A 25,095-nucleotide genomic window follows, 5' to 3' on the forward strand; every position below is an offset into this window, starting at 1 on the left:
ACAAGGGGTTGCCAGTAGCGAATCGTGATCTAGAGATAAGAGACGATAAAATTTTCGGCGCATATCACATTCTATATGCGTATGAGAGCACAATTTTGAGTCTATGCGGCTCACTTGGCTCGAAATGTGAATCAAACTGTAGAAGAATAGAATGAAACAAACACTCGAACGAAAGGAGGGCACGATGTCAGAAATCGAACAAGTGGTCACTCGTACCCGTAGATTAGAGACTTTGTTACGCACTCAATATCATGCTGAAGGTAAAGGGTTGCATCAGCTCGTGACGAGCTGTGAAGAACGTTTGCCACATGACGTGATTGGTAAGCTCCGTTTTATTGCGACGGTACGCAATAAAGTCGTGCATGAAGATAATTATCAGTTGGACGATAAACAGCGCTTTTTGGCGGCATGTGATGAGTGTGAAAAAGAACTGACACCAAGAAGTGGCCGATTTATCTGGCGGGTGGCGATTTTACTGATGCTTTCCATGACATTGGGGGCAATGGCTTTTTACTACGCCAACTGGGATGTACTTAGCCAACATTTAAAATAATGGCCGACTGGAGAAAAATGTACTGAGGCAATCCACGGAGCACGCAGTGAGACGTGAACTGAACGTTTGGTCTTGCCATGTCTAATCTGTGTATGAAAGACAATAAAAAACGGGATGCGAAAGCATCCCGTTTTTTATTTAGATTCTGAAACTTAGTACATCATTGGTAGTGTCATTAAACCAACGATAACTGCGATCATTACTAGTCCTTGCTTTTGAGAAGAAGACATCACAACACTACCTCCACTAACGGTTGATGAACTCTATGTGTGCAATATAGCATCGATTTTAAGGCTTGATCAATAGATCTTTTGAAATCTCTTTAAAAAAATAACTTAACTATGATTAATTGACCTTGATGTCCCAATAAAACAGTGTTTTTTGGGTGCTTTTAAATTGCTCTTATTTGTGTTTTCTTGATTATGCGTTCTTTAACTTTTTGTTTTTAATTGGTTTTTTGTTGGTGTGATATTGCTCAAATAGTGTTTAGTGCTCTTTGTCTGGTGTTGGTGGTTCTTGCTGCTCTTTTGGCTTAATAGTCGTGTTTTTTGATGGTGTGGATTTGAAATTCAAGAAAGTCAATAGAGTCTGTATGGGGGATTTATCATTGGATGAGAAAACAATGATGTGATTAGTGGTCTATTCTGGTTGTACCAGATTGAGAGCGGGTTTTCCTTTCTTTTGATGTTTAAGTTGTTGAATTTATTCTTGTTGTTTATGCTGTGTTCTGCTTTTTAATTTTGTTTTTTCAGTCTATTGTTATTCATTCCCTCTGATAATGTTCGACTTATTTTGCTTTGAGTTGGTTTAACGTTTGCTTTCTGTGTTTTGTCACGCTTTTCATCTAGCGGCTCTGAATTTAAAACGCGTTGCTGTGAGCCGATACTGTAAACTTACAGTTTTGCTCTAAGCTATGGCTTGCTTCACAATAAGCAGTGATTCGCTATCAAGATCCAACTTTCGCCTTTTACTGCTTTACATAATCCTCTTGCTACCTAGACTAGCCGCGTAACAAAGAGAAGGGTAATACAGATGTGGAGTTGGCTAGCGATAGGCTTATCTGGAATGACATCCGTTTTGGGTGCTCGTCAAGCGAGTCCATTTCAGTCACTGTTTTTTAAAGTGTTCACTCTGGTGTTGTTATTGATCTTGGTGTTGACCCAAGGGCCAGACTCTGGGCACAGCTATTGGATTGCCGCAGGACTGTTAGTGTCGATTTTTGCCGACACGCTCCATTCTTTGAAATCAAAAAAAACGCTCTATTTTTCAGGCTTTCTCCTCGCGCAGCTTTGTTACAGCAAGTCTTTCTGGTTACAACTCAATGGTGATATCGTTTGGTGGCTCCTTGCCTTACTGTTGGCGGCGAGTATCGTGGCGTTTTTCTTACTCCTTCCTCAATTGGATTCATTGGTTTTTCCTGTCGTGATTATGGGCATTATGCTGGTGCAGTTGGCTTGGGCTGCTGGAGAAGTGTGGCTCCAAGCAAGCAACTTCTCCAATGCGATCGGTTTTACCGGAACTTTAGTCATGATTTATTCTGCTCTGGCGTATGCGATTCACGGCTATCGAAAACCGATGAAGCGTGCCTATGTTTGGGTGTCGGGCAGTTATTTTGTCGCACATGCTTTGATCGTGGCTTCTATCATCTATTGAGCTGTTTTAGGTCAAAACACGATTTTTATAAAAGGTTAAGCTGGGGTCACTTGACGTGTTACAGGACGCTTAATCCATGAATGATATCCATGCTCACAATCTTCTTCATCTCCTTAAAGAACAACCGATGGACCGTGCAGAATTGCTTGCGCATTTCGGTGGCGATACCCGTTTTCATACGTGCAAATTACAAGGGCTCGACTTGGACTCACTGCTGAGCTTTTTGTTGGAACGAGAAAAAATCAGTGAGCAGCAAGGAAAATTCTGTGTGAATCTGGCGCGAATCTGTAATCACTAAGCGGTTTTTCTGAACGCGGTGGTGCTTGTTCGTTAGGCAAATTACCCGTTATTCTGATTCTTTCACGACTTGATTACGGCCATCTTGATCAAGTCGTTTTGTTTGCCCGCAAGCCTTTCGGCGTTTGTGCGCGCCTGCCTCCCAACGCCATTTGGTATATACTCTCGGCATTGTTGTATTTTGAGAGCACCTATGGACATTCTTGCTGCAGCCACCATGCTGTTCCTTATCATGGACCCGTTGGGGAATCTTCCCATTGTTTTATCTATCTTGAAGCACATTGATGCTAAGCGACGTCGCAAGGTATTGATTCGTGAGTTACTGTTTGCCCTCCTCATTTTGATGTTATTCCTATTTGCGGGGCAGAGCATTATGAAGTTCCTTCAGGTGGAGCCGGAAACGCTCAGTATCTCGGGTGGTATTATCTTGTTTATAATCGCAATCAAGATGATCTTCCCCAGTGCAGGCAGCATTACCGGTTTGGCGGCAGGTGAAGAGCCTTTTATTGTACCGATGGCGATACCGATGATTGCTGGGCCTTCTGTGATCGCGGCGTTGTTGCTGCTTTCTTCACAGCACCCAAATAACTTAACTGATTTGTCGATTGCTGTGCTGATCGCGTGGTTTGCGACCTTCATCATTTTAATGTTCTACAGCTTTTTCCACCGTATTTTGGGTGAGCGCGGCTTAAAGGCGGTTGAACGTTTGATGGGATTGTTGCTGGTGATGATTTCAACCCAAATGTTCCTCAACGGTGTTAAAAGCTATATGGGCGCCGTGAGCTAATCTGAATAACGGGATAAAACAATGCCGCTCTAGGGAGCGGCATTGTTATTTCTGACGGGAAAGAATTACATCATATATTTGCGTCGAATATCGAGCAGGGCAAAAATACCAAATATCAGGATGGAATTCTTTTCCCAGCGCGTCATGGTAATTTTGTCACCAAACGCGCCGACGAAGATCAGCATTTGTAGTCCATGCATGATGAACAAAAATGCCGTCATGATGTAGAGCACAATGGCGGCATTCCCCGGGAATGGGGAGAAGATATTAAACAACAGGATTAACCACACAAATGAGATAGCGGCTTTCGCTAAAAATAGCAGTGCTTTCATTCCAAGATCCTTTGCTAACTATTGGCGTTCATAGAGGCGATAGCTGACCTGTCCAGCGGTTTTTTCTCGATGCAAATGCCAAGAAGCTGGCAGCGCTTCAACCTGTAACTCTTTTTCTGTCTCAATATAAATCATTGCATCCTCTGCCAGCCAGCCATTTTGCTCCAGCAAAGTCACGGCTTCGGCGAGCAGTCCTTGGCGAAATGGCGGGTCAATAAACACCACGTGATGCGGTGTGCCTTGCTGCTTAAGGAATTGCAGTGCATCGCCTTGAATCACTTTGATATTATTTGCCTTTAGTGCTGTGACATTTTGTTGCAATTGAGCAAACGCTTTGGGGTTTAACTCCAACATGGTGACTTGCTCTGCCTGACGTGATGCCGCTTCAAAACCTAAGCCGCCAGAGCCAGCAAACAGATCCAAACAGCGAGCGTGAGGGATATCTTGTGCTAACCAGTTAAACAGCGTTTCTTTGACTCGGTCAGTTGTAGGGCGCAAGCCTTCGGCGTCATGCACGGGCAGCTTTCGCCCTCGCCAAAGGCCACTAATGATGCGTACACAGCCAGTTGTTGGCTTATTTTGTGATGTGTTTTGCTGGCGACGTCTTACCATAGATTTTTTGACCGCTAATAAAGTGTTACTATAGCCAATCGCCCAGGCCTAAAGCCTGGATATTGCCCAGAATTTGATAGTGACAAAGTGTACCATTATTCCGCCGAGAAAAACGGATCACATGCGTATACCAGTCGCGATTGTCTCTTTGCCTGCGCATCAGCAAAGATTCAACCCAGTATATAAGAAACCAGGATATCTCCCGATGACGGAAAAGAAAAAGCGCGGATTACTATCGTGGCTTGGCTTTGGTGACGATGACCAAGTAAAACAACCTGAGCCTGCACAATCAGAAGAGGTGATCAGCGAGTCTGACGAAAAAACCGTAGAGAGCGTTGAACCGATTGCCAGTCAAGAAGTGGTTGAAGAGGCGGCGGCAGAGCCAATCAGCGAACCAGCAGCTGAAGAACCCGTTGAAGCGACACCTGTGGTGGTTGAAGCACCGCGCGTGCAAGAACAAGAAAAACCAACAGAAAGCTTTTTTGCGCGTCTAAAACGTAGCTTGAGCCGCACGAAAGCCAATATCGGTGCTGGTTTCTTTGGCCTATTTAAAGGCAAGAAAATCGATGATGATTTGTTTGAAGAGTTGGAAGAACAGCTACTCGTTGCGGATGTGGGTATGGATACCACGTTGAAAATCATCGAAAACTTAACAGAAAAAGCGTCTCGCCGTGACTTAAAAGATGGTGAGGCTCTGTATGGTTTGCTCAAAGAAGAGATGGCGGAGATCCTCTCTAAGGTTGAGCAACCATTGCAAGTGGACAGCAGCAAAACCCCTTACGTTATCCTGATGGTCGGGGTAAATGGCGTGGGTAAGACCACCACCATTGGTAAGTTGGCGAAACAGTTCCAAAATCAAGGTAAGAAAGTGATGTTGGCGGCGGGTGATACCTTCCGTGCGGCGGCTGTTGAGCAGTTGCAAGTGTGGGGCGAGCGTAACAATGTCCCAGTAATCGCGCAGCATACTGGCGCAGACAGTGCATCGGTGATTTATGATGCGATTGAAGCCGCCAAAGCGCGTGGCGTTGATGTGGTGATCGCCGATACTGCGGGTCGCTTGCAAAACAAGAGCAACTTGATGGAAGAGCTGCGCAAAATTGTCCGAGTAATGAAGAAAATCGACGACTCCGCACCGCATGAAATCATGTTGACCTTGGATGCGGGTACTGGTCAGAACGCCATCAGCCAAGCGAAACTGTTTAGCGATGTCGCGCCGATCACCGGGATCACCTTGACCAAACTGGATGGCACTGCGAAAGGCGGCGTGATCTTTGCTATTGCCGATCAGTTTAACATTCCTATTCGTTACATCGGTGTGGGTGAAGGGATTGAGGATCTCCGCCCGTTTGAAACCCAAGAATTTATCGACGCGCTATTTAGTCGAGAAGAGTAAGCATTAGAGAGGAATAACCGGTGATCCGATTTCAGCAGGTAAGTAAAGCCTATCGTGGCGGCCGTCAGGCCCTGCAAAAAGTCGACTTTCATTTACGTCGTGGCGAAATGGCATTTTTAGGTGGACACTCAGGTGCCGGTAAAAGTACCTTGCTGAAATTGATCTGTGCCATTGAGCGGCCTACTGATGGTCGCATCAGCTTCAATGGTCATGACATCACACGCATTCCAAATAAAGACGTGCCGTTTTTACGTCGTAATATCGGCATTGTTTTCCAAGATCACCGCTTACTGATGGATCGCAGTGTTTACGACAACGTGGCACTGCCGATGCGCATTGAATCCATCTCAGAGAATGAGATAAAACGCCGAGTCTCGGCGGCTCTCGACAAAACAGGGCTGCTTGATAAAGCTCGCTGCTTGCCTAGTCAGCTTTCTGGTGGTGAACAGCAACGTGTCGGCATCGCTCGCGCCGTGGTCAATCGTCCAACCTTGTTGTTGGCCGATGAACCAACGGGCAACCTTGACCCTGAGTTGTCCAACCGAGTGTTGCGTTTGTTTGAAGAGTTCAATCGTGCTGGCGTGACCATTTTATTGGCGACACACGACATCAACTTGGTTAACTCTCGTCCTCAGTATCGTCATTTCGAACTTAACCAAGGTTTTCTCAGTGAGGTAGAAGATTATGGCCGCGAATAAACGCCTTAAAAAGCCAGCGAGCAAATCGACCTCGAATCGCCCTAAGACAGACGGTTTTGTTTCGATTCATATCAAGCAAGCCAAAGCCTCCTTCAAAGCGATCTGGCATCGCCCGCTGGGGAATATTCTGACCTTAGCGGTCATCTCCATGGCATTAGCTATGCCTGCCTGTTTGTATTTGCTTGGTAAAAACATCGCCGTTGCCACCTCGCATGTCACGTCGCCAGCACAAGTGAGTGCCTACTTGCGTGAAGGAGTACCAGAAGCTCGAGTCATGGTGCTCAAAGATGAGTTGGAAACGCAGCAAGATGTTGAATTGGTGGAGTACATCTCTCCGCAGCAAGGCTTAGAGCATCTCAGCCAGTATTCCGGTTTTGACCAAGCGTTAAGCTTACTGGAAGATTATGCCCTACCGGGCGTCTTGGTGATCACCCCAGCGGTGGAAGAGAACAACGCCATCAAAGCGTTGGCGCAACAACTGCGTCAAGAAGAAGACATTACGGATGTGCGTCTAGACGAAGATTGGTTAACACGGTTAGATGCAATAAAAACGGTCGCGACAATTATTGTCATGACCTTGACACTGTTAATGTTGGGTGCTGTATTTTTAATCGTTGGCAATACCTTGCGCTTTAATGTGCTCGCCAACAAAGAAGAAATTCAAACCATGAAACTCATTGGTGCGACAGACAACTTTATTCTGCGCCCCTACTTATATTCAGGAATGTGGTTTGGTTTACTCGGCGCGGTATCGGCGTGGTGTTTTACCGCGCTGATTACGGTGTTGTTGAATGGTGCCGTTGCGGATCTCGCGGCTTTATACGACAGCCAATTTCGTCTTATTGGCCTAAGCTGGGATGAATCCTTGTTGCTTGTGATGACAGGGACCTTCTTAGGTTGTGTGGCAGCAAAAGTATCGGCGCAGCGCCATTTAAAAGAAATTGAACCTGTTTAAGTGATGCGGGTCTTATAGTAGGCAATCGTCGCACAGAATCAAATTTGATTGACTTGTATAGACGATTTGTTTATGGATAATTGCTAACCCTGCTTGAAACTGATTCATCTTCAGTTCAAGATAACGGCGCTAATTTGCAATGTATAACTCCAGATCAGAGATTGATGAGGAATTGAATGACAACTCAAGCGTATCCGATGGCACTAGTAACGCAAGATAGCCTTGATGGCTACATTCGCTCGGTGAACAGCTACCCAATGCTGACCGCAGACGAAGAACGTGATCTAGCTGAACGTCTACACTACAAAGGCGAAATTGAAGCGGCTAAAGGGCTGATTCTCTCTCACCTGAGATTCGTTGTTCACGTTGCCCGCGGTTATTCTGGCTACGGTTTACCAATGGCTGATTTAGTACAAGAAGGCAATATTGGTCTCATGAAGGCGGTAAAACGCTTCAATCCAGAAGTTGGGGTGAGGCTAGTTTCTTTTGCGGTTCACTGGATCAAAGCGGAAATTCACGAGTACGTACTACGTAACTGGCGTATTGTGAAGATCGCGACCACCAAAGCGCAGCGTAAGTTGTTCTTCAACCTACGTAAGTCGAAAAAACGTCTTGGTTGGTTTAACAATGGCGAAGTCGAAACCGTGGCTCGTGAGTTGGGCGTAGAACCGGCAGAAGTGCGAGAAATGGAATCGCGTTTGGCGGCGGTCGATTCGACCTTTGATTTGCCGAATGAAGAAGACGATTCTAGCTCGGTATCAACGGCACCAGTCCTTTATCTGGAAGACAAATCTTCAGATGTGGCGGACAACCTAGAAGCGCAAAACTGGGAAGCTCACACCAATAACCGCCTTGCGATGGCATTGGCTAGCCTTGATGAACGTAGCCAACATATTGTTCGCTCGCGTTGGTTGGACGATGATAAAGCCACGCTGCAAGATCTCGCGGAAATGTATGGTGTTTCTGCGGAGCGAATTCGTCAGCTTGAAAAGAACGCGATGAAGAAACTGAAGATGGCCGTCGGCGAGATTTAGTTCTCTTACGAAACCACTTAAGAATCAGCAAAAGCCGAGATCAATGATCTCGGCTTTTTTGTTGCCTGTCACAACATCATGGCGAGTATTTTTGATCGAAATTGAGTGACGAAAATGATCACGAAATGATGCCAAGCCTGTGAATAACTCTGTGAAGTAATTATTTATCAACTGTTCGAAAGCTGGATGAAATCAGGGCTTGAAGAGGAATTTTGTTTGGGGATAGTTATAAAACTACACACAGAAAGATCAAGATCCTTACTACATGTAGTGGATCAATTTTTACTCAGACACTTTATCAACGCAATCCACAGATTTATCCACAGATGATGGATAAATGTACGCCTATCAAAGACCAGAAGAACTGTGTGTCTAAGTTTGGCTCTGGATAGGTTACAATCCCAGCAGAACAAAATAACGAAAATGAGAAAGTATATGGAACAGTTCAAGCATATTGATGTACAAGGCGCGCACGCGCTCATCAGTCGTGGAGAAGCACGCTTGGTGGATATTCGTGACCCACAATCTTTTGCTGTGGCGCATGCCCAATCGGCCTTTCATCTAACCAACGATTCGATCGTAAATTTCATGCAGCAGGTGGAGTTTGAACAGCCTGTTTTGGTGATGTGTTACCACGGCATCAGCAGTCAAGGGGCGGCCCAGTACCTGGTCAATCAAGGTTTTGAAGAGGTGTACAGTGTCGATGGTGGTTTTGAAGCTTGGCATCGTGCCAGTTTGCCCGTTGAAGTTAGCTGATCCCTTTAGAAAGAAGGGCTTTTGCCTAACGGCCTTTGATGTGGAAGAATGAGGTTCGATTTTTCGTCTAACTGAGGTTCCTCTATGCAGCGTCTTATTGTGTTGAACAATCCAAGGATGGCGCAGGCTTTTATCGACTACATGGCGTCTCGACAAATTGATTTGCGAATGATGCCTGAAGGTGAAGGGCAGTTTGCTTTATGGCTGATGGACGATCAGCATTGGGTTGAAACCGAAGCAGAGCTCAAACAGTTTTTGGCTAATCCTGGTGACAGTAAATACAGCGCTGCATCTTGGGATATGGCGGAAACGCGCAAAACTCAGTTCAGTTACCGAAGCCCCAGTTTACTGGCGATGGTGAAAGCGAAAGCGGGTCCTGTCACCATGGCGGTGATGGTCGCCTGTGTGGCGGTTTATGTGCTCATGATGTTTGGTTGGGAAAGCGCGCTTTTAAGTGCGATGCATTTTCCGGCGGAAGCCGCGCAACAATGGCAATTATGGCGTTGGGTGAGCCATGCACTGCTGCACTTCTCGGTGACCCACATTGTGTTTAACTTACTGTGGTGGTGGCAGTTTGGTGGCGACATTGAACAGAGATTGGGTAGCGGTAAACTACTGCAAATCTTTGTCATTTCGGCCGCACTCTCTGGCGCTGGTCAGTTTTGGGTTGAAGGAGCGAACTTTGGTGGTTTATCTGGCGTGGTTTATGCCTTGCTCGGTTACGCTTGGATTTTAGGTTATCGCGTGCCTCATCTCGGCTTGTCAGTGCCTAGGCCCGTGGTCGCTTTTATGCTGGTATGGCTCATTCTTGGTTACGTTCAACCCTTTATGGCGATTGCCAATACGGCTCATCTCGTGGGTTTGTTGTCTGGCATGGGGCTGGCCTATCTGGATTCCACCAAGCAAAAACATCAAAAAGCGGCCTAGGCCGCTTTTTGTTTTATAACATAAATAGAATCAGCCGAGCTGAACATGCTACTGATAGAGGTATTTGGTAAACAGCAGGTCAGCAATGACGGTTTTGCCCGTTTCTGGCAATAAGATCTCATTGAGTTTTTCGACCAAATGCTTACGCAAATCTTCACGTCCAGCCAGTGACTTCACCGTGTCTTCACTTTGCTGCCCCAGCAACTCAACCACAGCGTCTCTGATCAACGGCTGATGGTGTTCGACCAACGCCAAATCCGCATTGCTCATGACCATGATGTCGATGCGCACTTGGATGTAACCCAGTTTCTTGCCTTTGGTGTAAAAGTTGGTGGTGAGGTCTGGCTCAAGGGTGAAATACGCAAGTTGAGGTCCAGTCTGTTCCTCTTCGGCATGCAAAGGTAAAGAAAAGAGCAAGCTGAAGGCGATAATTATTTGGGCTATATAACGTTTGTACATATTTCTGACTTTTCTTTCTTCTGATCACGATACTCGAAACGCGTTTGTCTTGTTACAATAGGCGGTCCAAATGTCACTATAAGTTATTACAATCTTTACGGTGGCTCATTACCGTAAAGTGACGCTTTATTGTACGCACAACGCGACTAAAAGCTACTAATTGAATACTAGTATGAATCAGCCAAACTCGCTCTATCTTGCTTTGTTAATAGAAGCAAAATGGCAAAATCCTGAAGATTTTCACTTTTCTAGTGACTTTGCTAAGCACTGGTTACTGGAGCAAGGCTCCTTGTCTCGCCGTTTGGCGCGTCATTGCCAACATCTGACCGTTGAGTTGATGCGCAATGAAAAAAGTGGTGTAGGCCAATTAACAAGGCAAGAGACTCAGGGATTATCGCCTGAGATTTGCTTGATCCGAGAGGTAGTACTATCCGGTGATCAAACACCGTGGGTGTTGGGGAGAACGTTGATCCCTGAAACCACCTTAGCTGATCAGCCCTACGACTTAGCCACGCTGGGTGATATTCCTCTGGGTCTCACCGTGTTTAGTGCAGAGCAAGTTGAGCGTGACGCATTGCAAGTGGCTTGGATTGAAACACCGCAAGGGCGTTTACTCGCCAGACGTTCTCGTTTATGGATGAACCACAAACCGATGTTAGTGGCAGAACTGTTTTTACCTGATGCACCGATTTACTCCAGGGAGAGTGTGTAAATGTCAGTAGAAAAGGCCAAGGCGTATTGGCAACTGATGAGGATGGACCGACCAATTGGCACGTTACTGCTGCTTTGGCCAACCTTGTGGGCGTTGATTATTGCTGCGGAAGGGACTCCCGATTGGCATGTTTTGCTGGTCTTTGTGTTGGGCGTGGTGTTGATGCGCAGTGCCGGTTGCGTGATCAATGACTTTGCCGATCGTAAAGTGGATGGTCATGTTAAGCGTACTCAGCAGCGACCTCTGCCTTCAGGTCGCGTGACGGCGAAAGAAGCGGTCATTCTGTTTTTGCTGTTAGGGATCAGCTCGTTTTTGTTGGTGTTGACCATGAACCCACTCACTATCCAGCTCTCATTTGCCGGTATCGTGTTGGCGTTCATTTACCCATTTATGAAGCGCTATACCCATCTGCCGCAGTTGTTTCTTGGCTTAGCGTTTAGCTGGGCAATCCCGATGGCATGGGCCGCGCAGGCCAATGAGTTGCCTTGGGTGGTGTGGTTTGTGTTTGCAATTAATGCGTTATGGACCATTGCGTACGATACCCAATATGCGATGGTTGATCGTGATGACGACATCCAGATCGGTGTTAAATCGACCGCTATTTTGTTTGGCCGCCACGACAAGTTAATCATCGGTCTGTTGCAATTGCTGACGTTAGTGATGCTGGTTTGGCTTGGCTTGCATTACCAATTGGGGCAAAGTTTTTATTGGAGCGTACTGGCCGCCGGTGCGCTGTTTGTTTATCAGCAGCATCTGATCCGTCATCGTCAGCGAGAGTTGTGTTTCCAAGCGTTTCTCAATAATAACTATGTCGGGATGGTGCTGGCGCTCGGGTTATTTGTCGCGTTTTGGTAGACCGCGCTGAGTTTACTTGGCGCTCGTTGCACAGAAAAAGAAAAAACAAAGGCATCCATGGGATGCCTTTGTTGTATTTAATGCTAGCTTACGCCGATTTGAGCTGGAAGACACTCTCTTCAATCGTGAGCTTCACTTCCGGGTAGAGTAAGGCGTAGAGTAAAGTAGCAAATTGTGCGGTTTTCTCACTGTCGCAGTTGCCGTCACTATCAAGGTAGCCTTGCTGTTTTAACGTGCTAAACAGAGAGGCGAACACGCCTTTGTCGAAGTACTCCGGCGCATTGATACCGTGTAAGCGAGTCAAACGCTGAGCGATGTCTTGGCTCTTTTGTTCCAAATCCGCTTTAGCCAATTCAGGATTGGACACCAGCAGATTGAAGGCAATCGAGTAGCGCTGAAGCGTTTCAGAGATGGTGCGACCGAGCAAGACAAGCGTGAGGGTATTCGCTTGATTTTTCGCAACCTTATCTTCTTTCAGGCTGATCAGATCCTGCGAGACCAACTCGTTTAGCACTTTCACAACCAGTTCATCGAGCTCTTCTTCTTTGTGACTCAAGAACAGTTCCGCTTTCAGGAATGGGTAAATCTCGGCCACTTGCTGCTGGATTTGGCTCAAGGTTAGATTTTCCTGACGAATGATCATCTGTGCAATCAGCGATGGCAGTGCGAACAAGTGGATGATGTTGTTGCGGTAGTAGGTCATCAAGATCGACTGATTACGATCGAGCGAAATGATGTCGCCCATGGTATCGGTTTCGATGACAAACTTATCCAATGAAATCGCGTGTTCCACCAGAGCTTCCGCGCTTTCAGAAGGCACGGTATAGGTCTTCGAGTACGGCACATTCTTCAAGAGCTGTAAGTAGCACTCAATCTGATGGATCAGGGAATCTTTAGAAAGCGCCCGCTGACGTGATGCCAGTAATGCGGTGGCACACAAGGTCAACGCGTTCGCTGCCGCAGCGTCGTTAATGTGCGTCATCATCTTATTCGCCAACTGGTTCACCACAGGATTGATCCATTGAGGTCGGCTCGCGCCCATTGGGTCGATGTCTTTGGTCCACTCAGGGGCATGTTCGTTGAGGTATTGGTTGAGCGGAATCGGCTCACCAAAGTTGACATACCCCAAGCCAAAGTTACGCAGTTTGCGCAGTGTGCGCAGCACAAGACCGGCGTTTTCTTTCTCTTTACGTTTACCACGCAGCTCTTTGGCGTAGGTTGCCACTTCCATCACGTGTTCGTAGCCAATGTAAACTGGCACCAAGGTGACTGGGCGATTTAGCCCACGCAGCATGGCTTGAATGGTCATCGCCAACATGCCGGTTTTGGCTGGCAGCAAACGACCCGTGCGCGAGCGGCCACCTTCCGAGAAGTATTCTACCGAGTAGCCTTTGGCAAAGAGCTCTGCCAAATATTCGCGGAAAATGGTCGAATAAAGACGATTGCCCTTGAAGCTACGACGAATAAAGAATGCCCCGCCGCGGCGGAAAATCGGACCCGCTGGGAAGAAGTTGAGGTTTATGCCTGCGGCAATATGCGGTGGCACCATCCCTTCGTGATAAAGCACGTAAGAGAGCAGCAGGTAGTCCATGTGGCTGCGATGGCAAGGCACATACACAATCTCATGACCATCTTGCGCTAGACGGCGCACCGTTGCGGCATTGTTGATGTTAAGCCCCTGATAGAGCTTGTTCCAAAGCCATCCCAGCAGGCGATCGCCTTGTTTCACCAAGGAGTAAGAGAAATCCGCTGCAATCTCATCCATGATGTCTTGCGCTTCTTTACGCGCTTTCTCCATCGAGATGTTTTTGCTTTTGGCTTCTTCCTCAATCGCTTGCTCAATGGCTGGCGATTTCATCAAACGAGCAAACAGCACTTGGCGCGAAGGCAAGTCCGGGCCAGAAGCCGCCAGTTTTTGACGTGAGAAGTGAATGCGAGCTACGCGTGCCAACTTGTGGGCAATCGAGCTATCGGTACCGTGTGATTGCGCCATGTAACGCAGTGAGACCACAGGGCTAAAGCGCACCAGACAATCACGACCGGCGGTGATCACCGCTTTGGCTTTTTGCAGGCCATTCATCGCTTGTAGGTAAGGCTTATTGTTGCCTTCTTTACCCGGCTTACGTCCCCACAATACGGTGGCAGGAATTACCTGAACATCCAGTTCGCTGTCTTCCGCGTGGAGCGCCAGTAAATCGGAGAAAAGGGCAATCGAGTCACTTGGTACATCGTTATCGCTTTGAACCAACGTTGGTCGAGAGGCGATAAACACATAACGTTTGAGTGATTTGCCATGGATCTCAAGCGGAGAAAGTGGATCGGGTAATCCTAACTCGAGTGCGTGTTTTTGGAGCGTTAATAGGTCCACGGCCGAGCGAAAAGGCAGGGCATAAACAATGGGCTTATTAATATCGATGTGGTGATCGTCGATTGGATTAGAAGGAATCGCAGTGCCTTTCACCAACGCCGACAGCGGTAGCTTCAGTAATGAATGTGAAAATGATTGTCCTGAAGACATATAGGTTCACAGCCTCAATAGAATTCAAACATACCCAAACTTATTTCTGTTACTGAATGATTCCAGTAATAGGAATAAATCTGAGCGATAATTTTTAAGCGGCAAGGATACCAGAACTGGTCAAACCTTTTAACTTAATTGAGTATGGATTAGACGAATTTCCTTAAATTGCGTTGAACCGAGCGGGTCAAGCGCGGCGTTTTAAACACAAATGTTCGCCAAAAAGAGAGAAGAAATTAAAAAACAACCAATTGGGTTTCCATTTGTACAATTACTGGATATACTCACAGTTAACTGTATAAAAAGACAGGTGACCTATGAAGCCGTTAACGCCACGCCAACAACAAGTTTTCGATCTGATTAAAAGCAAGATCGAAGTGACTGGAATGCCACCCACTCGTGCGGAAATTGCGCGTGAGCTGGGTTTTCGCTCTGCCAATGCGGCAGAAGAACATTTAAAAGCGCTTGCTCGTAAGCAAGTGATCGAAATTGTCCCAGGTGCCTCTCGTGGGATCCGTATTCTGCTCGAAGAGGAAGCGGCGAATGATGAGCCAGGTTTACCTCTGATTGGCCGTGTTGCGGCAGGGGAGCCGATCTTGGCGCAAGAGCATGTGGAAATGCACTACCAAGTGGATCCGAGCATGTTCCGACCTCAAGCCGATTTTCTTTTGCGCGTTCATGGCGAAAGTATGAAAGACATCGGCATTATGGATGGTGACTTGTTGGCTGTGCACAAAACACAAGACGTGCGCAATGGGCAAGTTGTGGTCGCGCGCGTTGAAGATGATGTGACGGTAAAACGTTTGGAACGTAAAGGTTCAACCGTGCTGCTCCATGCAGAAAATGAAGAGTTTGCACCTATCGAAGTGGACCTCACTAGCCAGCAGCTGACCATTGAAGGCATTGCCGTGGGTATTATCCGCAATACGGATTGGATGTAATACGCCCAACCATGTGCAAAGCAATGCTCAATAAGCTCCGTTCCTGCGGAGCTTATTTGTTTTGTCTCGGCCCCATTTGACGATCGTTTCTCAATAAGGCGTCAGTGAGGATGCATCGCACGGATTGAAATTGCAATTGAGATTTATTATCATTAAGTTCTTTTATGGAACGATGAGAAAGGTCTCGTGATGTCTTCAATCAAACAGTCATCGGAAAAGGGATATCCGGTACCAGCAAGATTGTTGCAGCCGTTGTGGCTTCGTAGCCGAGAAAGCTTGGTCGACGGAGGGTTAATCTATGATCCGATTGCCGCAAAAGCCTGTTTAAGTTGCCAGCTTGCGCCTGAGTGTTTATCTGGCGATGTAGCGCAAAAACAGCTGTTACACGCGACCTTAGCGCAGCAGTGCGATCAACAAGTCTCGCAGTTTTTACAGCAGCACCCAGAAGGGTGGATTATTAACGTTGGTGCTGGTCTCGATACGCGCTTTTATCGTCTTGATAATGGTCGATGCCATTGGGTAGAGTTGGATGTTACGGAAAACTTGCTCTGGCGTCAGCGATTGTTCCACAAGAATGAACGCTACCAGCAACAGCATGGCAGCGTCGGTGACCTTTCTTGCTTAGAGCAACTGGCGATCAACGACAAGACACCGGTATTGATCGTGTGTGAGTTGGCGCTGCTCGATTGTCCATTGACTCAGGTTGCCAACTTTGTGCAATTGCTTGGGCGACGCTTTGTGTCTGCGCAGGTGTGCATGGTATTGGCGGGAGACTTAACCGACAGTAGCCTGGGGCAGAAATTGGGCTCTGATCGTTATGCGCATGCCATGGCAGCGCCGGCAGAACAAGTTTTGCAGTGGCTCCCTTGGGCACAATGGGTCAAAGTGTTTTCTCCCTTCGATCGTTTTTGTGCACGTTGGAAAACATGGCAGCGTTGGCTAAGTAAAATACCCATGCTGAAACATCGTCTTACTCCCGTCGTGGTCCATATGAAATGGTAAAAAAACAGCAGGAATTCCTGCTGTTTTTGTTTGGGAAGCGGGGGTGTTCACACTAGAACAGACGGTTGAGTCCATTGAGTGCGGCAACACGATACGCTTCGGCCATGGTGGGGTAGTTGAAGGTAGTGTTGACGAAATACTCGATGGTATTGGCTTCGCCTTTTTGCTCCATGATCGCTTGGCCGATGTGAATGATTTCCGCCGCACGTTCCCCAAAGCAGTGAATACCAAGAATTTCTTTGGTTTCACGATGGAAGAGGATCTTCAAGCTGCCGATGTCTTTGCCGGCAATCTGCGCGCGAGCCAGATGTTTGAATGAAGAGCGGCCAACTTCATAGGGCACTTTCGCCGCGGTTAATTCTTGTTCTGTTTTACCAACCGAGCTGATTTCCGGAATGGTGTAAATCCCCGTTGGGATGTCATCAATCAGATAGCCATCGGCTTTGCCCTTAGTAATGGCTTGCGCCACAAAGCGCCCTTGGTCATACGCCGCGCTCGCCAGACTTGGGTAACCAATCACATCGCCTACCGCGTAAACGTGTTCCACTTCGGTTTGGTAATTGCCATCGACTTTCAGTTGGCCGCGAGAGTCACCTTGAAGCCCAACTGCAGGCAGGTTTAACTTGTCGGTGTTACCAGTGCGACCATTGGCGTAGAGCAAGCAATCGGCTTTCATTTTTTTGCCCGACTGAAGATGAACAATCACCCCATCTTCGGTGCCTTCAATGCGTTCATAGGTTTCATCATTACGGATCACGACGCCGCTGTTCCAGAAGTGATAGGAAAGCGCATCGGAAACTTCGTTGTCCAAAAAGGCCAGTAAGCGATCGCGTGTGTTGATGAGGTCGGTTTTAACCCCCAGACCACGGAAGATGGATGCGTATTCACAACCAATCACTCCTGCGCCATAAATGATGATGTGGCGAGGGTCGTGTTTGAGACTGAGAATGGAATCGCTGTCGTAGATTCGCTCATGATTAAAGTCGACATCGGCTGGTTGATAAGGGCGAGAGCCAGTAGCAATCACAAACTTATCCGCCGTATACACTTCTTCAGTGCCGTCGTTTTGCGTCACGCTAATGGTGTGCGCATCGGTAAAGCGGGCGGTTCCGAAAATCAATTGGCACTGATTGCGATCATAAAAGCCTTGGCGTAAGCGAGTTTGCTTGTCGATAACGGATTTCGCGTGGCCGAGAATGGTTGAAAATGTGGCGTGTAAACTGGAGTTGTTTTTGCAAAACAGCGGGTTGCTGTTGAATTCAATAATACGGCTAACCGCATGGCGCAGCGCTTTGGATGGAATGGTGCCCCAGTGAGTACAGCCGCCGCCAACGCTGCTCTCTTTTTCCACCACGGCAACTTTCAGGCCTGCTTTGGTTAAACCCATTGCTGCCCCTTCACCGCCAGGGCCGCTCCCGATAACAATCACATCGAAGTGATTCGCATGCGCCATGATTTCATTCCTCGTTATATTTGCTTAACATTGCTTTAGCGAGATTTTAACTGATTATACCAGCAGGTAAACAGCAGGCTCGGTAGAGAGTGGAAGTGATCACGCACATTTCACGAAAACCAATCAATGGCATGGCGGATGTCGACAAATTGAGCACAAAAGATTGCATAACCGCCTTGGCCAGTAGTAACGTGCTCGCCATGGCGCATCATCGCTTATCGCTAGCAGCGATTCGCGCTATAGTAACGGCCGGAAGCCAATTTAAGATAAGAGCAAACATCATAATGAAATCAATGGGTATTCGCGCACAGCAGAAAGAGAAAACGCGTCGTTCTTTGATTGACGCGGCATTTAGCCAATTGAGTGCTGATCGCAGTTTTTCCAATCTCAGCTTGCGAGAAGTGGCCAGAGAAGCGGGCATTGCGCCTACCTCGTTCTATCGCCATTTTAAAGATATGGATGAGTTAGGTTTAACCATGGTGGATGAAGGTGGTTTGCTGTTACGTCAATTGATGCGCCAAGCACGTCAGCGCATCGTCAAAGAAGGCAGCGTGATCCGCACTTCGGTGGAAACCTTTATGGAATTTATCGAAAGTAGCCCCAACGTATTTCGCCTATTGTTAAGAGAACGCTCTGGAACTTCTGCGGAATTTCGCGCTGCGGTTGCGCGTGAGATGCAGCACTTCGCAGCAGAGCTTACCGAATATTTAATTAGCACGGGAATGAACCGAGAAGAGGCGTTGGCGCAGGCTGAAGCGTCGGTGATTCTGGTTTTTAGTTCCGGTGCAGAAGCTTTAGACTTAGACCGACGCGAGCGTGATGAGCTGGCCGAGCGTCTGATTATGCAGTTGCGAATGGTCGCCAAAGGTGCGTACTGGTATCGCAAGGAACGTGAACGTAACCGATTAAAAGGTGAGATAGAATAATGTCTAATGATAATGAAAATAACGTGAATCGCAGTTCGGAAAGGAAGACGTTGGTATTGGCGTTGATCACGGGGATGTGTGGCGATGCTATCCTTTCTTGGCTGACCATGAGCGAAGTCTCTTTCTCCATTTTCCCTATTATTGCCTTAGTGCTGGCTGTGCAGGCACTCTACCGTGAGTATCTCAATCATCCCGTGTCGGAAGAGATCCCTTTGGTTGGACTGGCGTGCTTTTTTGTCGGGGCGTTTGGTCACTCGGCCTTTATTAAAGCTCAGCATCCTGAAGCAGGATCGAACTTCTTCGCGATCATGGTGGTGTTACTGCTGCTGGCGTGGATTGGCAGTAAGCTGGGATACATTCGCCGCCCAAGTGCCGATTAGTACGATTTTAGAGAGAAAAAAACGAGCCATTCGCGGCTCGTTTTTGTTTGATACTGCTTAGGCTTTACGCTCTAGCATCACACCCGCTTCCATGTGGTGGGTGTACGGGAACTGATCGAACAGAGCAAAGCGCGTGATGTGGTGTGTTTCGCTCAGAATGTCTAAGTTCTCTTTTAATGTCTCTGGGTTGCAAGAGATGTATAAAATACGCTCGTAACCTTGCACCATTTTACAAGTGTCTACATCCATGCCAGAGCGTGGTGGATCAACAAAAATGGTGTTGCAGTTATAACTCTTGAGATCGATGCCATTGTCTTTCAGACGACGGAATTCACGCTTCCCTTCCATCGCTTCGGTAAACTCTTCAGCTGACATGCGGATGATTTGCACATTCTCAATCTTGTTCGCAGCGATATTGTATTGCGCAGATTCCACCGACGGTTTCGCCAATTCCGTGGCCAACACGCGCTCAAAGTTTTGCGCCAGCGCAAGGGAGAAATTACCGTTACCACAGTAAAGCTCCAATAAATCGCCTTGGCTTTCTTGGGTACAATCGACCGCCCATTCCAACATTTTCTCTGCGACTTTGCCGTTCGGTTGAGTAAAGCTGTTTTCTACTTGTTGGTAGGTGTAAGGCTTGCCGTTGACGTCGAGCTTTTCGACCACGTAATCACGGTCTAGGACGATCTTCATTTTACGTGCGCGACCAATGAGGTTGAGGTTAAACCCTTCGTCATTCAGGCGCTGTTTTAAAGCTTTAGCATTTTCAATCCAAGCATCATCCAATTGGCGATGGTAAAGCAAAGAAACCAGAATCTCGCCGCTCAGAGTGGAAAGGAAATCGACTTGGAACAGTTTACGACGTAGCGACTTATTGTCTTTCATCGCGTCAATCAGCAAAGGCATGAGATCGTTGATCAAGCGGCTTGCTGCCGGAAACTGGTCAACACGGTATTTTTCACGCGTCTCTTGGTTGAACATGATGTAGTACATCTCTTCCCCTTCATGCCAAACGCGGAACTCAGCGCGCATGCGATAGTGCTGATCTGGAGACTCAAACACTTCCAGCTCAGGGGCTTGATAAGGTGCGAACATATCGGTTAAGCGTTGCACTTTTTCTGCTAACTGTTGCTGATAGCGTTGTGGGTTTACATCAAGAGTCGCCATGAATTAATACCTTTCGGGTGCTTTAGAGATAAAGAGCGCAGATTTTATTCAATCCCTGTTCATTGTCCAGTACCAAGGGGAAATTGATAAAGACTGCTGTGTAAAAATATAGCTTATGCGAATTCTAACTGGACAAATAATCAATCGCTTAATAGTATGCGCTTCAAGCTGGTGCTATCTGGAAGTATAGATGGCTGAAAAGGGAATCCGGTGTGAATCCGGAACTGACGCGCAGCGGTAATAGAGAACGAAAGCTTAATCAGACACTGCACGATGGAATCGTGTGGGAAGTCAGGCAAGTAGGTTAACAGCTCTTGAGTCCGAATACCTGCCAGCAACTGAGCAAACACTGGAAGCCTTATCTTCATGCTCGGTAGGATTTACGCGATTTAGGATTACAATATGCAAAAATCTCTTTTAGCGATCGCCATGACATCGCTGCTTACCCCTATCTCTTATTTACACGCTCAAGAAGTGCAAACCAATGACACTGTTGTCGTGACAGCTAACCGCTTTGAGCAAGTCGAATCTTCCGTTTTAGCGTCGATTAGCGTGGTGACGAAGGCTGAAATCGAGCAACTGAATGTGACCACTGCGCTTGATATCTTGAAAACACTTCCCGGTGTGGAGGTAAATAGTCAAGGTGGTAAAGGGCAAATCAGCAGCCTCTTTTTACGTGGTACTTCATCAAAACACACTTTAGTGCTTGTTGATGGTGTCAAAATTAACTCAGCAACAGCAGGTGGTGCTGAGTTAGGCTTAATCCCAGCGTTCGCTATTGAACAGATTGAAGTGGTGCGTGGGCCTCGAGCGGCAATTTATGGTTCAGATGCAATTGGTGGCGTCATTCATATCAAGACTATCCCAGCAAACCGCCAAACTAAGCATGACGCGAACTTGGGTTATGGCAATGATGACCATTCATCATTGGCATGGCGCTCTTCAGGAGAGTTAAATGATTCAACTCAGGCTTCTTTTGTCTTTTCAGATGAGAAAAGTGATGGTTATCGAGTCAATGAAGTTGCACCAAGCGGTGATAGTCACGGTTATCAATCTCAAACTTTGTTTGGCTCACTTCGTCATGAGATCAACGACGCTTGGTCTGTTCAGTTTAATGGTTATCAGCTGAGTTCAGACGTTGAATACGCAAACCAGTTTTCAGGCGTGAAGAATGAGAGCAATACCGATTTTTATAGTATTGCTGGTTCATTAAATTTCCATAAAGACAATTATTCTTCTCAGTTGATGGTGTCACGTAGTGATAATGAATCGTGGGATGGTGTCGCCAGCGGTATGGTTGCTAAAACCGCGCTTTTCTCTAGCCGAAATTCAGTCTCGTGGCTGAACCATTGGGTCGTTGTGCCCGCACTCACGTTAGCGGCTGGCGTGGATTATGATCAAGAGAATGCGCGCCAAGGCGGCGCGAATGCCACAAATTACAGCAAAACGGAAAAAGACAATAAAGCCGCATATGTAACGGCTCATTTCTCTAAGAACATTGTGACTGCTGAAGCCAGTATTCGCTCTGATGATGATAGCGCATTTGGTAAACACAACACTTGGAATCTAGGCTTAGGTATTGCGCCATCTGATTATGTTGAGTTTATAGCTTCAACGGGCACAGGTTTCAAAGCTCCAACATTTAACGATCTATATTGGCCAAGCTCAGGTAATCCAAACTTGAAGCCAGAAACCTCAAAGTCCTCAGAAGTAGGGATTCGCAGCTATTTGCCTTTTGTTCAAATTGATATTTCAGCATACAGAAACGAAATTGAAGATATGATCGATTGGGCCCCTACAGGACCTGGAGGAGCTTGGACCCCTTCAAATATTGATAATGCGAAAATTGAAGGCATTGAAATTGAAGCGTTGTTCGAGACTGGTGTGATTGAACATCGTGTTTCTGCAGAATGGAAAGATCCTCGAGATAAGTCAGACGATAGCCTTTTGATCCGCAGAGCGCGCGAAAACTTCAGCTGGGTGTCGACCTATTCGGCTGATCGCTTTGGATTTTCTGCCGTTGCGAATTACGTGGGTGATCGCAAAGACAGTACGGGCAAAACGATGGATGCCTATACCTTGCTGGATATAAGTGCTAACTACAAGATGACAGAAGCATTAACGCTAGGTGCCAGAGTCGGTAACCTGTTTGACAAAGAGTATCAAACCGCACATAGCTCGGGTGGAAAATACTACGTAGGTGAAGGCCGAAATTGGTTTGCAACGGTCAATTACCGTTTCTAATGTTTAAAAACCGCCTTCGGGCGGTTTTATTTTTCAGAGTACGTGATGAAAAAGAAGGTTGTTATTAGTTGGTCAAGTGGCAAAGATTCCACTCTGACCTTATTGAGATTAATGGAGCATCCAGACTATCAAGTCGTCGGTCTCTATACGACATACGTAGATAATGAGGTCCCTTTTCAGGCAACCCCATTAGCAGTGGTTGAGATGCAGGCTCAGCTGCTCAACTTGCCGCTGATTAAAATTGCCTTGCCGCAAGTCTTTCCGTCAAACGAGGTGTATCAACAAACGATAGTTCATGCACTGCAAGTCTCTGCAATTGAGCTTGATGCTGTCGCCTTTGGTGATATGTTCTGCAACGGTATTGCCGATTATCGACGTAGCTATATTGAGCCTGCTGGGTGGGAGTGTGTGTTTCCGCTCATTGGTGAATCGAGTCTCGATCTAGCCCACGAAATTATTGCGCGCGGGATTAAAACCATACTCGTTACGACGGATGGACATGCGCTCAAGCCTGACTGGTGTGGGCGCTGGTACAATCGCGAGCTGTTGGCGTCGCTTCCTGCTGATGTTGACCCTTGTGGCGAGGATGGGGAGTTCCATACCCTTGTGGTTAAAGCGCCTGGTTTTGCGGGTGAAATACGTTTGCAGTTGACGGTACAAGAAACCGATGGACGATTCACCTATCAAAGGTATAACGCAACGTTGCTAAATCAGCATGAGAGAGTATGATTTGGTCGTTTTATTCTAAGTAGGTTTATCAGAGTGGAAAGTTCAAATCAGCCGAATGTATTGATTTTTGATTCCGGTGTTGGCGGGTTGTCGGTTTTTCAGGAAATCAACAAACGACTGCCTGAAGTGAACTACTACTATTTGTTTGATAACCAAGCCTATCCCTATGGCGAACTATCGCAAGAAACCTTACTGGCAAGAGTGGAAGCGCTGGTGGTCAAAATGACACAGCAATTTGCGATAGACCTTGTCGTCATTGCCTGCAACACTGCCAGCACCATTGTACTCCCCACCTTAAGAGCGAAGTTGCCTATTCCAGTTGTTGGTGTCGTGCCAGCGATCAAACCGGCTTCTCTTTTGGCGAATCGAGCCGTGGGTTTAATTGCAACGCCAGCAACGGTGACTCGTCAATACACACACGACCTCATCCGTGATTTCGCGCATGAGAAAGAAGTTGAGTTACTTGGTTCGACTCGATTGGTGGACATCGCCGAAGAGAAACTAAGAGGGCGTCAAGTCGATCAGCAAGAGCTGGCAATGATACTCAAACCGATGAAACACAAAGTGGACGTGGCGGTATTAGGATGCACCCATTTCCCATTGCTAAAAGAAGAAATACAGCAAGTGCTGGGTGATGAGATCATTTTGGTTGATTCTGGAGAAGCGATTGCTCGTCGCGTGCAGAGCCTCCTCCATCAATTATCACCACAAAGTACCAAGACACCGTGGCGCATCTTTAGCACAGCGCAGCCTTGGGATGAAGCTGCGCTGAATGGGTCACTAAAAACGATGGGGTTTAACGCTATAGAACTTTATCCTCTATAGGGTGTTTCATTTCATTTGCAATGCGAACTTTCAATGTACGTTGCGCATACTCCTTTTCATTAAGTGCATTGATAGCATTTTCAGCATCTCCACTGGCCATCACCACAAACCCAAAGCCTCTTCTTTTACCCGTACGTTTATCTTTCATCAAACGTACACCATAAACTTGGCCGTGTTGTGCAAACAGTTCGCGAACATGAGTTTCATTCGCTTTATAGGGAAGATTGCCCACATAAAGTGTTTTGGTTGGAAGCGAAGAGTCACTATCAGTAAGAGTTGGCGTGTGTGGAAAAAAAGAGAGAAGTAAAGTTGTAAGTACAACACCAATAACAAAACTGATGGCAGGATAAATATCGAGCTGCGAGAAAATGAAACCACCCAAAATGGCCAGAGCGGCACTCGCAATAACTTTTTTAAACGTCATATTGGATTACTACATTAGGGTACAGACAAAAATGAATGCCTATTAACAAAATAGACACACAAATCTTAAGTTTATGCTTAGTCTTTTTCCAACGTAATGGTGTGATGAGGGTCAAATGTGCCGAAAATATATGCAAAAAAGACCAATTTGATGCTTTGTTAAGCGATCAAAATTAAATTCGAAAAAAAGTATTGCGCACGGAAAAGAACTCCTTATAATGCCGCCTCACTGACACGGAGTGAGACAAACATCACAAAGTAAGTCAGGAAAGAGATGAAAGAAAGTTTGAAAAAACGCTTGACTCTCGAAAATAGCGTTGTAAGATACGCACCCTCTAACGAGACGGTGGCAAAGCCACTAAGAAAGTTAGAAGCTCTTTAACAATTTAAACCTATCAATCTGTGTGGGCACTCGTTGATGATAATCCAAAAGATTTATCAATGAACTGAGTGACCAAAACGAT

The 25,095-nt window shown here is 46.7% G+C and carries 26 protein-coding genes and 1 riboswitch; of the genes, 19 read left to right on the top strand and 7 right to left on the bottom strand.

Annotated features, from left to right (window positions below; translation table 11 throughout):
* Positions 1–184: 184 nt before the first annotated feature.
* The 4 genes from PQQ36_RS17765 (at position 185) to PQQ36_RS17780 (ending at position 3,290) form a co-directional block, all read left to right on the top strand.
* On the top strand, positions 185–553 hold the full coding sequence (locus PQQ36_RS17765; RefSeq protein WP_103185177.1) for a DUF4145 domain-containing protein: 369 nt from the start codon (positions 185–187) through the stop codon (positions 551–553).
* A gap of 1,032 nt (positions 554–1,585) precedes the next feature.
* Positions 1,586–2,206: a lysoplasmalogenase gene (locus PQQ36_RS17770; protein ID WP_011079161.1), complete on the top strand. Its 621-nt coding sequence runs from the start codon at positions 1,586–1,588 to the stop codon at positions 2,204–2,206.
* 76 nt (positions 2,207–2,282) lie between these two features.
* Entirely contained in the window at positions 2,283–2,504 is a 222-nt protein-coding gene (locus PQQ36_RS17775) for a YecH family metal-binding protein (protein WP_011149125.1), read from the top strand.
* A gap of 192 nt (positions 2,505–2,696) precedes the next feature.
* Positions 2,697–3,290 carry a YhgN family NAAT transporter gene (locus tag PQQ36_RS17780; RefSeq protein WP_011079163.1) on the top strand — a complete coding sequence of 198 codons (594 nt, stop codon included), beginning with the start codon at positions 2,697–2,699 and terminating at the stop codon, positions 3,288–3,290.
* A 65-nt stretch (positions 3,291–3,355) separates the two neighbouring features.
* Here the strand turns inward: PQQ36_RS17780 and PQQ36_RS17785 are convergent, their stop codons facing one another.
* Both PQQ36_RS17785 and rsmD read right to left on the bottom strand, forming a co-directional pair.
* Complete coding sequence (locus PQQ36_RS17785) at positions 3,356–3,622, bottom strand: DUF1145 domain-containing protein (RefSeq protein WP_011079164.1); 267 nt, start codon at positions 3,620–3,622, stop codon at positions 3,356–3,358.
* 18 nt (positions 3,623–3,640) lie between these two features.
* The gene (gene rsmD / locus PQQ36_RS17790) at positions 3,641–4,234 is read right to left on the bottom strand and encodes a 16S rRNA (guanine(966)-N(2))-methyltransferase RsmD (RefSeq protein ID WP_017420382.1); all 594 of its coding nucleotides are present in this window, start codon (positions 4,232–4,234) and stop codon (positions 3,641–3,643) included.
* Between the two features lie 205 nt (positions 4,235–4,439).
* Here rsmD and ftsY point away from each other — a divergent pair, with 205 nt between their 5' ends.
* The 6 genes from ftsY to glpG all read left to right on the top strand — a co-directional run bounded on the left by ftsY (position 4,440) and on the right by glpG (position 9,997).
* Complete coding sequence (gene ftsY, locus PQQ36_RS17795; RefSeq protein ID WP_013570941.1) at positions 4,440–5,627, top strand: signal recognition particle-docking protein FtsY; 1,188 nt, start codon at positions 4,440–4,442, stop codon at positions 5,625–5,627.
* Positions 5,628–5,647: 20 nt separating this feature from the next.
* Positions 5,648–6,325 carry a cell division ATP-binding protein FtsE gene (ftsE, locus tag PQQ36_RS17800; RefSeq protein WP_011079167.1) on the top strand — a complete coding sequence of 226 codons (678 nt, stop codon included), beginning with the start codon at positions 5,648–5,650 and terminating at the stop codon, positions 6,323–6,325.
* The gene (gene ftsX / locus PQQ36_RS17805; RefSeq protein ID WP_011079168.1) at positions 6,312–7,280 is read left to right on the top strand and encodes a permease-like cell division protein FtsX; all 969 of its coding nucleotides are present in this window, start codon (positions 6,312–6,314) and stop codon (positions 7,278–7,280) included. The genes ftsE and ftsX overlap by 14 nt, the downstream gene beginning before the upstream one ends.
* Before the next feature lie 176 nt (positions 7,281–7,456).
* A complete protein-coding gene (rpoH, locus tag PQQ36_RS17810) occupies positions 7,457–8,314 on the top strand; it encodes an RNA polymerase sigma factor RpoH (protein WP_011079169.1) in 858 nt (285 codons plus the stop codon).
* Positions 8,315–8,749: 435 nt separating this feature from the next.
* Positions 8,750–9,070, top strand: a complete 321-nt coding sequence (gene glpE / locus PQQ36_RS17815; RefSeq protein ID WP_273661923.1) for a thiosulfate sulfurtransferase GlpE — start codon at positions 8,750–8,752, stop codon at positions 9,068–9,070.
* A gap of 84 nt (positions 9,071–9,154) precedes the next feature.
* Entirely contained in the window at positions 9,155–9,997 is an 843-nt protein-coding gene (glpG, locus tag PQQ36_RS17820) for a rhomboid family intramembrane serine protease GlpG (protein WP_011079171.1), read from the top strand.
* Positions 9,998–10,045: 48 nt separating this feature from the next.
* Here the strand turns inward: glpG and PQQ36_RS17825 are convergent, their stop codons facing one another.
* Positions 10,046–10,456 (bottom strand): flagellar basal body-associated protein FliL, encoded by a 411-nt coding sequence (locus tag PQQ36_RS17825; RefSeq protein WP_011079172.1) that lies wholly within the window; start codon positions 10,454–10,456, stop codon positions 10,046–10,048.
* Positions 10,457–10,628: 172 nt separating this feature from the next.
* Here PQQ36_RS17825 and PQQ36_RS17830 point away from each other — a divergent pair, with 172 nt between their 5' ends.
* Together PQQ36_RS17830 and ubiA are read left to right on the top strand one after the other, a co-directional pair.
* On the top strand, positions 10,629–11,168 hold the full coding sequence (locus tag PQQ36_RS17830) for a chorismate lyase (protein ID WP_172572139.1): 540 nt from the start codon (positions 10,629–10,631) through the stop codon (positions 11,166–11,168).
* The gene (gene ubiA, locus PQQ36_RS17835) at positions 11,169–12,023 is read left to right on the top strand and encodes a 4-hydroxybenzoate octaprenyltransferase (RefSeq protein WP_011149130.1); all 855 of its coding nucleotides are present in this window, start codon (positions 11,169–11,171) and stop codon (positions 12,021–12,023) included.
* Between the two features lie 88 nt (positions 12,024–12,111).
* Here ubiA and plsB read toward each other — a convergent pair whose 3' ends face one another.
* Positions 12,112–14,541 (bottom strand): glycerol-3-phosphate 1-O-acyltransferase PlsB, encoded by a 2,430-nt coding sequence (gene plsB, locus PQQ36_RS17840; RefSeq protein WP_273661925.1) that lies wholly within the window; start codon positions 14,539–14,541, stop codon positions 12,112–12,114.
* A gap of 317 nt (positions 14,542–14,858) precedes the next feature.
* Here plsB and lexA point away from each other — a divergent pair, with 317 nt between their 5' ends.
* Together lexA and PQQ36_RS17850 are read left to right on the top strand one after the other, a co-directional pair.
* Positions 14,859–15,482, top strand: a complete 624-nt coding sequence (gene lexA, locus PQQ36_RS17845; RefSeq protein ID WP_011079176.1) for a transcriptional repressor LexA — start codon at positions 14,859–14,861, stop codon at positions 15,480–15,482.
* 189 nt (positions 15,483–15,671) lie between these two features.
* Positions 15,672–16,484 carry a class I SAM-dependent methyltransferase gene (locus PQQ36_RS17850; protein ID WP_273661927.1) on the top strand — a complete coding sequence of 271 codons (813 nt, stop codon included), beginning with the start codon at positions 15,672–15,674 and terminating at the stop codon, positions 16,482–16,484.
* A 52-nt stretch (positions 16,485–16,536) separates the two neighbouring features.
* Here PQQ36_RS17850 and sthA read toward each other — a convergent pair whose 3' ends face one another.
* On the bottom strand, positions 16,537–17,937 hold the full coding sequence (gene sthA / locus PQQ36_RS17855; protein WP_011079178.1) for a Si-specific NAD(P)(+) transhydrogenase: 1,401 nt from the start codon (positions 17,935–17,937) through the stop codon (positions 16,537–16,539).
* Between the two features lie 284 nt (positions 17,938–18,221).
* On the opposite strand from sthA, the gene fabR reads away from it, so the two are divergent.
* Complete coding sequence (fabR, locus tag PQQ36_RS17860; RefSeq protein WP_011149134.1) at positions 18,222–18,863, top strand: HTH-type transcriptional repressor FabR; 642 nt, start codon at positions 18,222–18,224, stop codon at positions 18,861–18,863.
* Positions 18,863–19,243: a YijD family membrane protein gene (locus PQQ36_RS17865; protein ID WP_011079180.1), complete on the top strand. Its 381-nt coding sequence runs from the start codon at positions 18,863–18,865 to the stop codon at positions 19,241–19,243. The genes fabR and PQQ36_RS17865 overlap by 1 nt, the downstream gene beginning before the upstream one ends.
* A 57-nt stretch (positions 19,244–19,300) precedes the next feature.
* Here PQQ36_RS17865 and trmA read toward each other — a convergent pair whose 3' ends face one another.
* Positions 19,301–20,410, bottom strand: coding sequence for a tRNA (uridine(54)-C5)-methyltransferase TrmA (gene trmA, locus PQQ36_RS17870; RefSeq protein ID WP_273661929.1), 1,110 nt, complete (start codon positions 20,408–20,410; stop codon positions 19,301–19,303).
* Positions 20,411–20,564: 154 nt separating this feature from the next.
* Positions 20,565–20,760, top strand: a riboswitch (cobalamin riboswitch).
* A 52-nt stretch (positions 20,761–20,812) separates the two neighbouring features.
* On the opposite strand from trmA, the gene PQQ36_RS17875 reads away from it, so the two are divergent.
* The 3 genes from PQQ36_RS17875 to murI are packed head-to-tail and all read left to right on the top strand — an operon-like array spanning position 20,813 to position 24,208.
* A complete protein-coding gene (locus tag PQQ36_RS17875; protein ID WP_273661931.1) occupies positions 20,813–22,654 on the top strand; it encodes a TonB-dependent receptor domain-containing protein in 1,842 nt (613 codons plus the stop codon).
* A 45-nt stretch (positions 22,655–22,699) separates the two neighbouring features.
* On the top strand, positions 22,700–23,383 hold the full coding sequence (locus PQQ36_RS17880; protein WP_273661932.1) for an adenine nucleotide alpha hydrolase: 684 nt from the start codon (positions 22,700–22,702) through the stop codon (positions 23,381–23,383).
* A 33-nt stretch (positions 23,384–23,416) separates the two neighbouring features.
* Entirely contained in the window at positions 23,417–24,208 is a 792-nt protein-coding gene (murI, locus tag PQQ36_RS17885; RefSeq protein WP_011079185.1) for a glutamate racemase, read from the top strand.
* Here murI and PQQ36_RS17890 read toward each other — a convergent pair.
* Positions 24,186–24,632 carry an RNA recognition motif domain-containing protein gene (locus tag PQQ36_RS17890; protein WP_011079186.1) on the bottom strand — a complete coding sequence of 149 codons (447 nt, stop codon included), beginning with the start codon at positions 24,630–24,632 and terminating at the stop codon, positions 24,186–24,188. The genes murI and PQQ36_RS17890 overlap by 23 nt on opposite strands.
* Between the last annotated feature and the right edge of the window lie 463 nt (positions 24,633–25,095).

The organism is Vibrio sp. CCUG 15886 (assembly GCF_028570825.1).
GTDB classification, from domain to species: Bacteria; Pseudomonadota; Gammaproteobacteria; order Enterobacterales; family Vibrionaceae; genus Vibrio; species Vibrio vulnificus_B.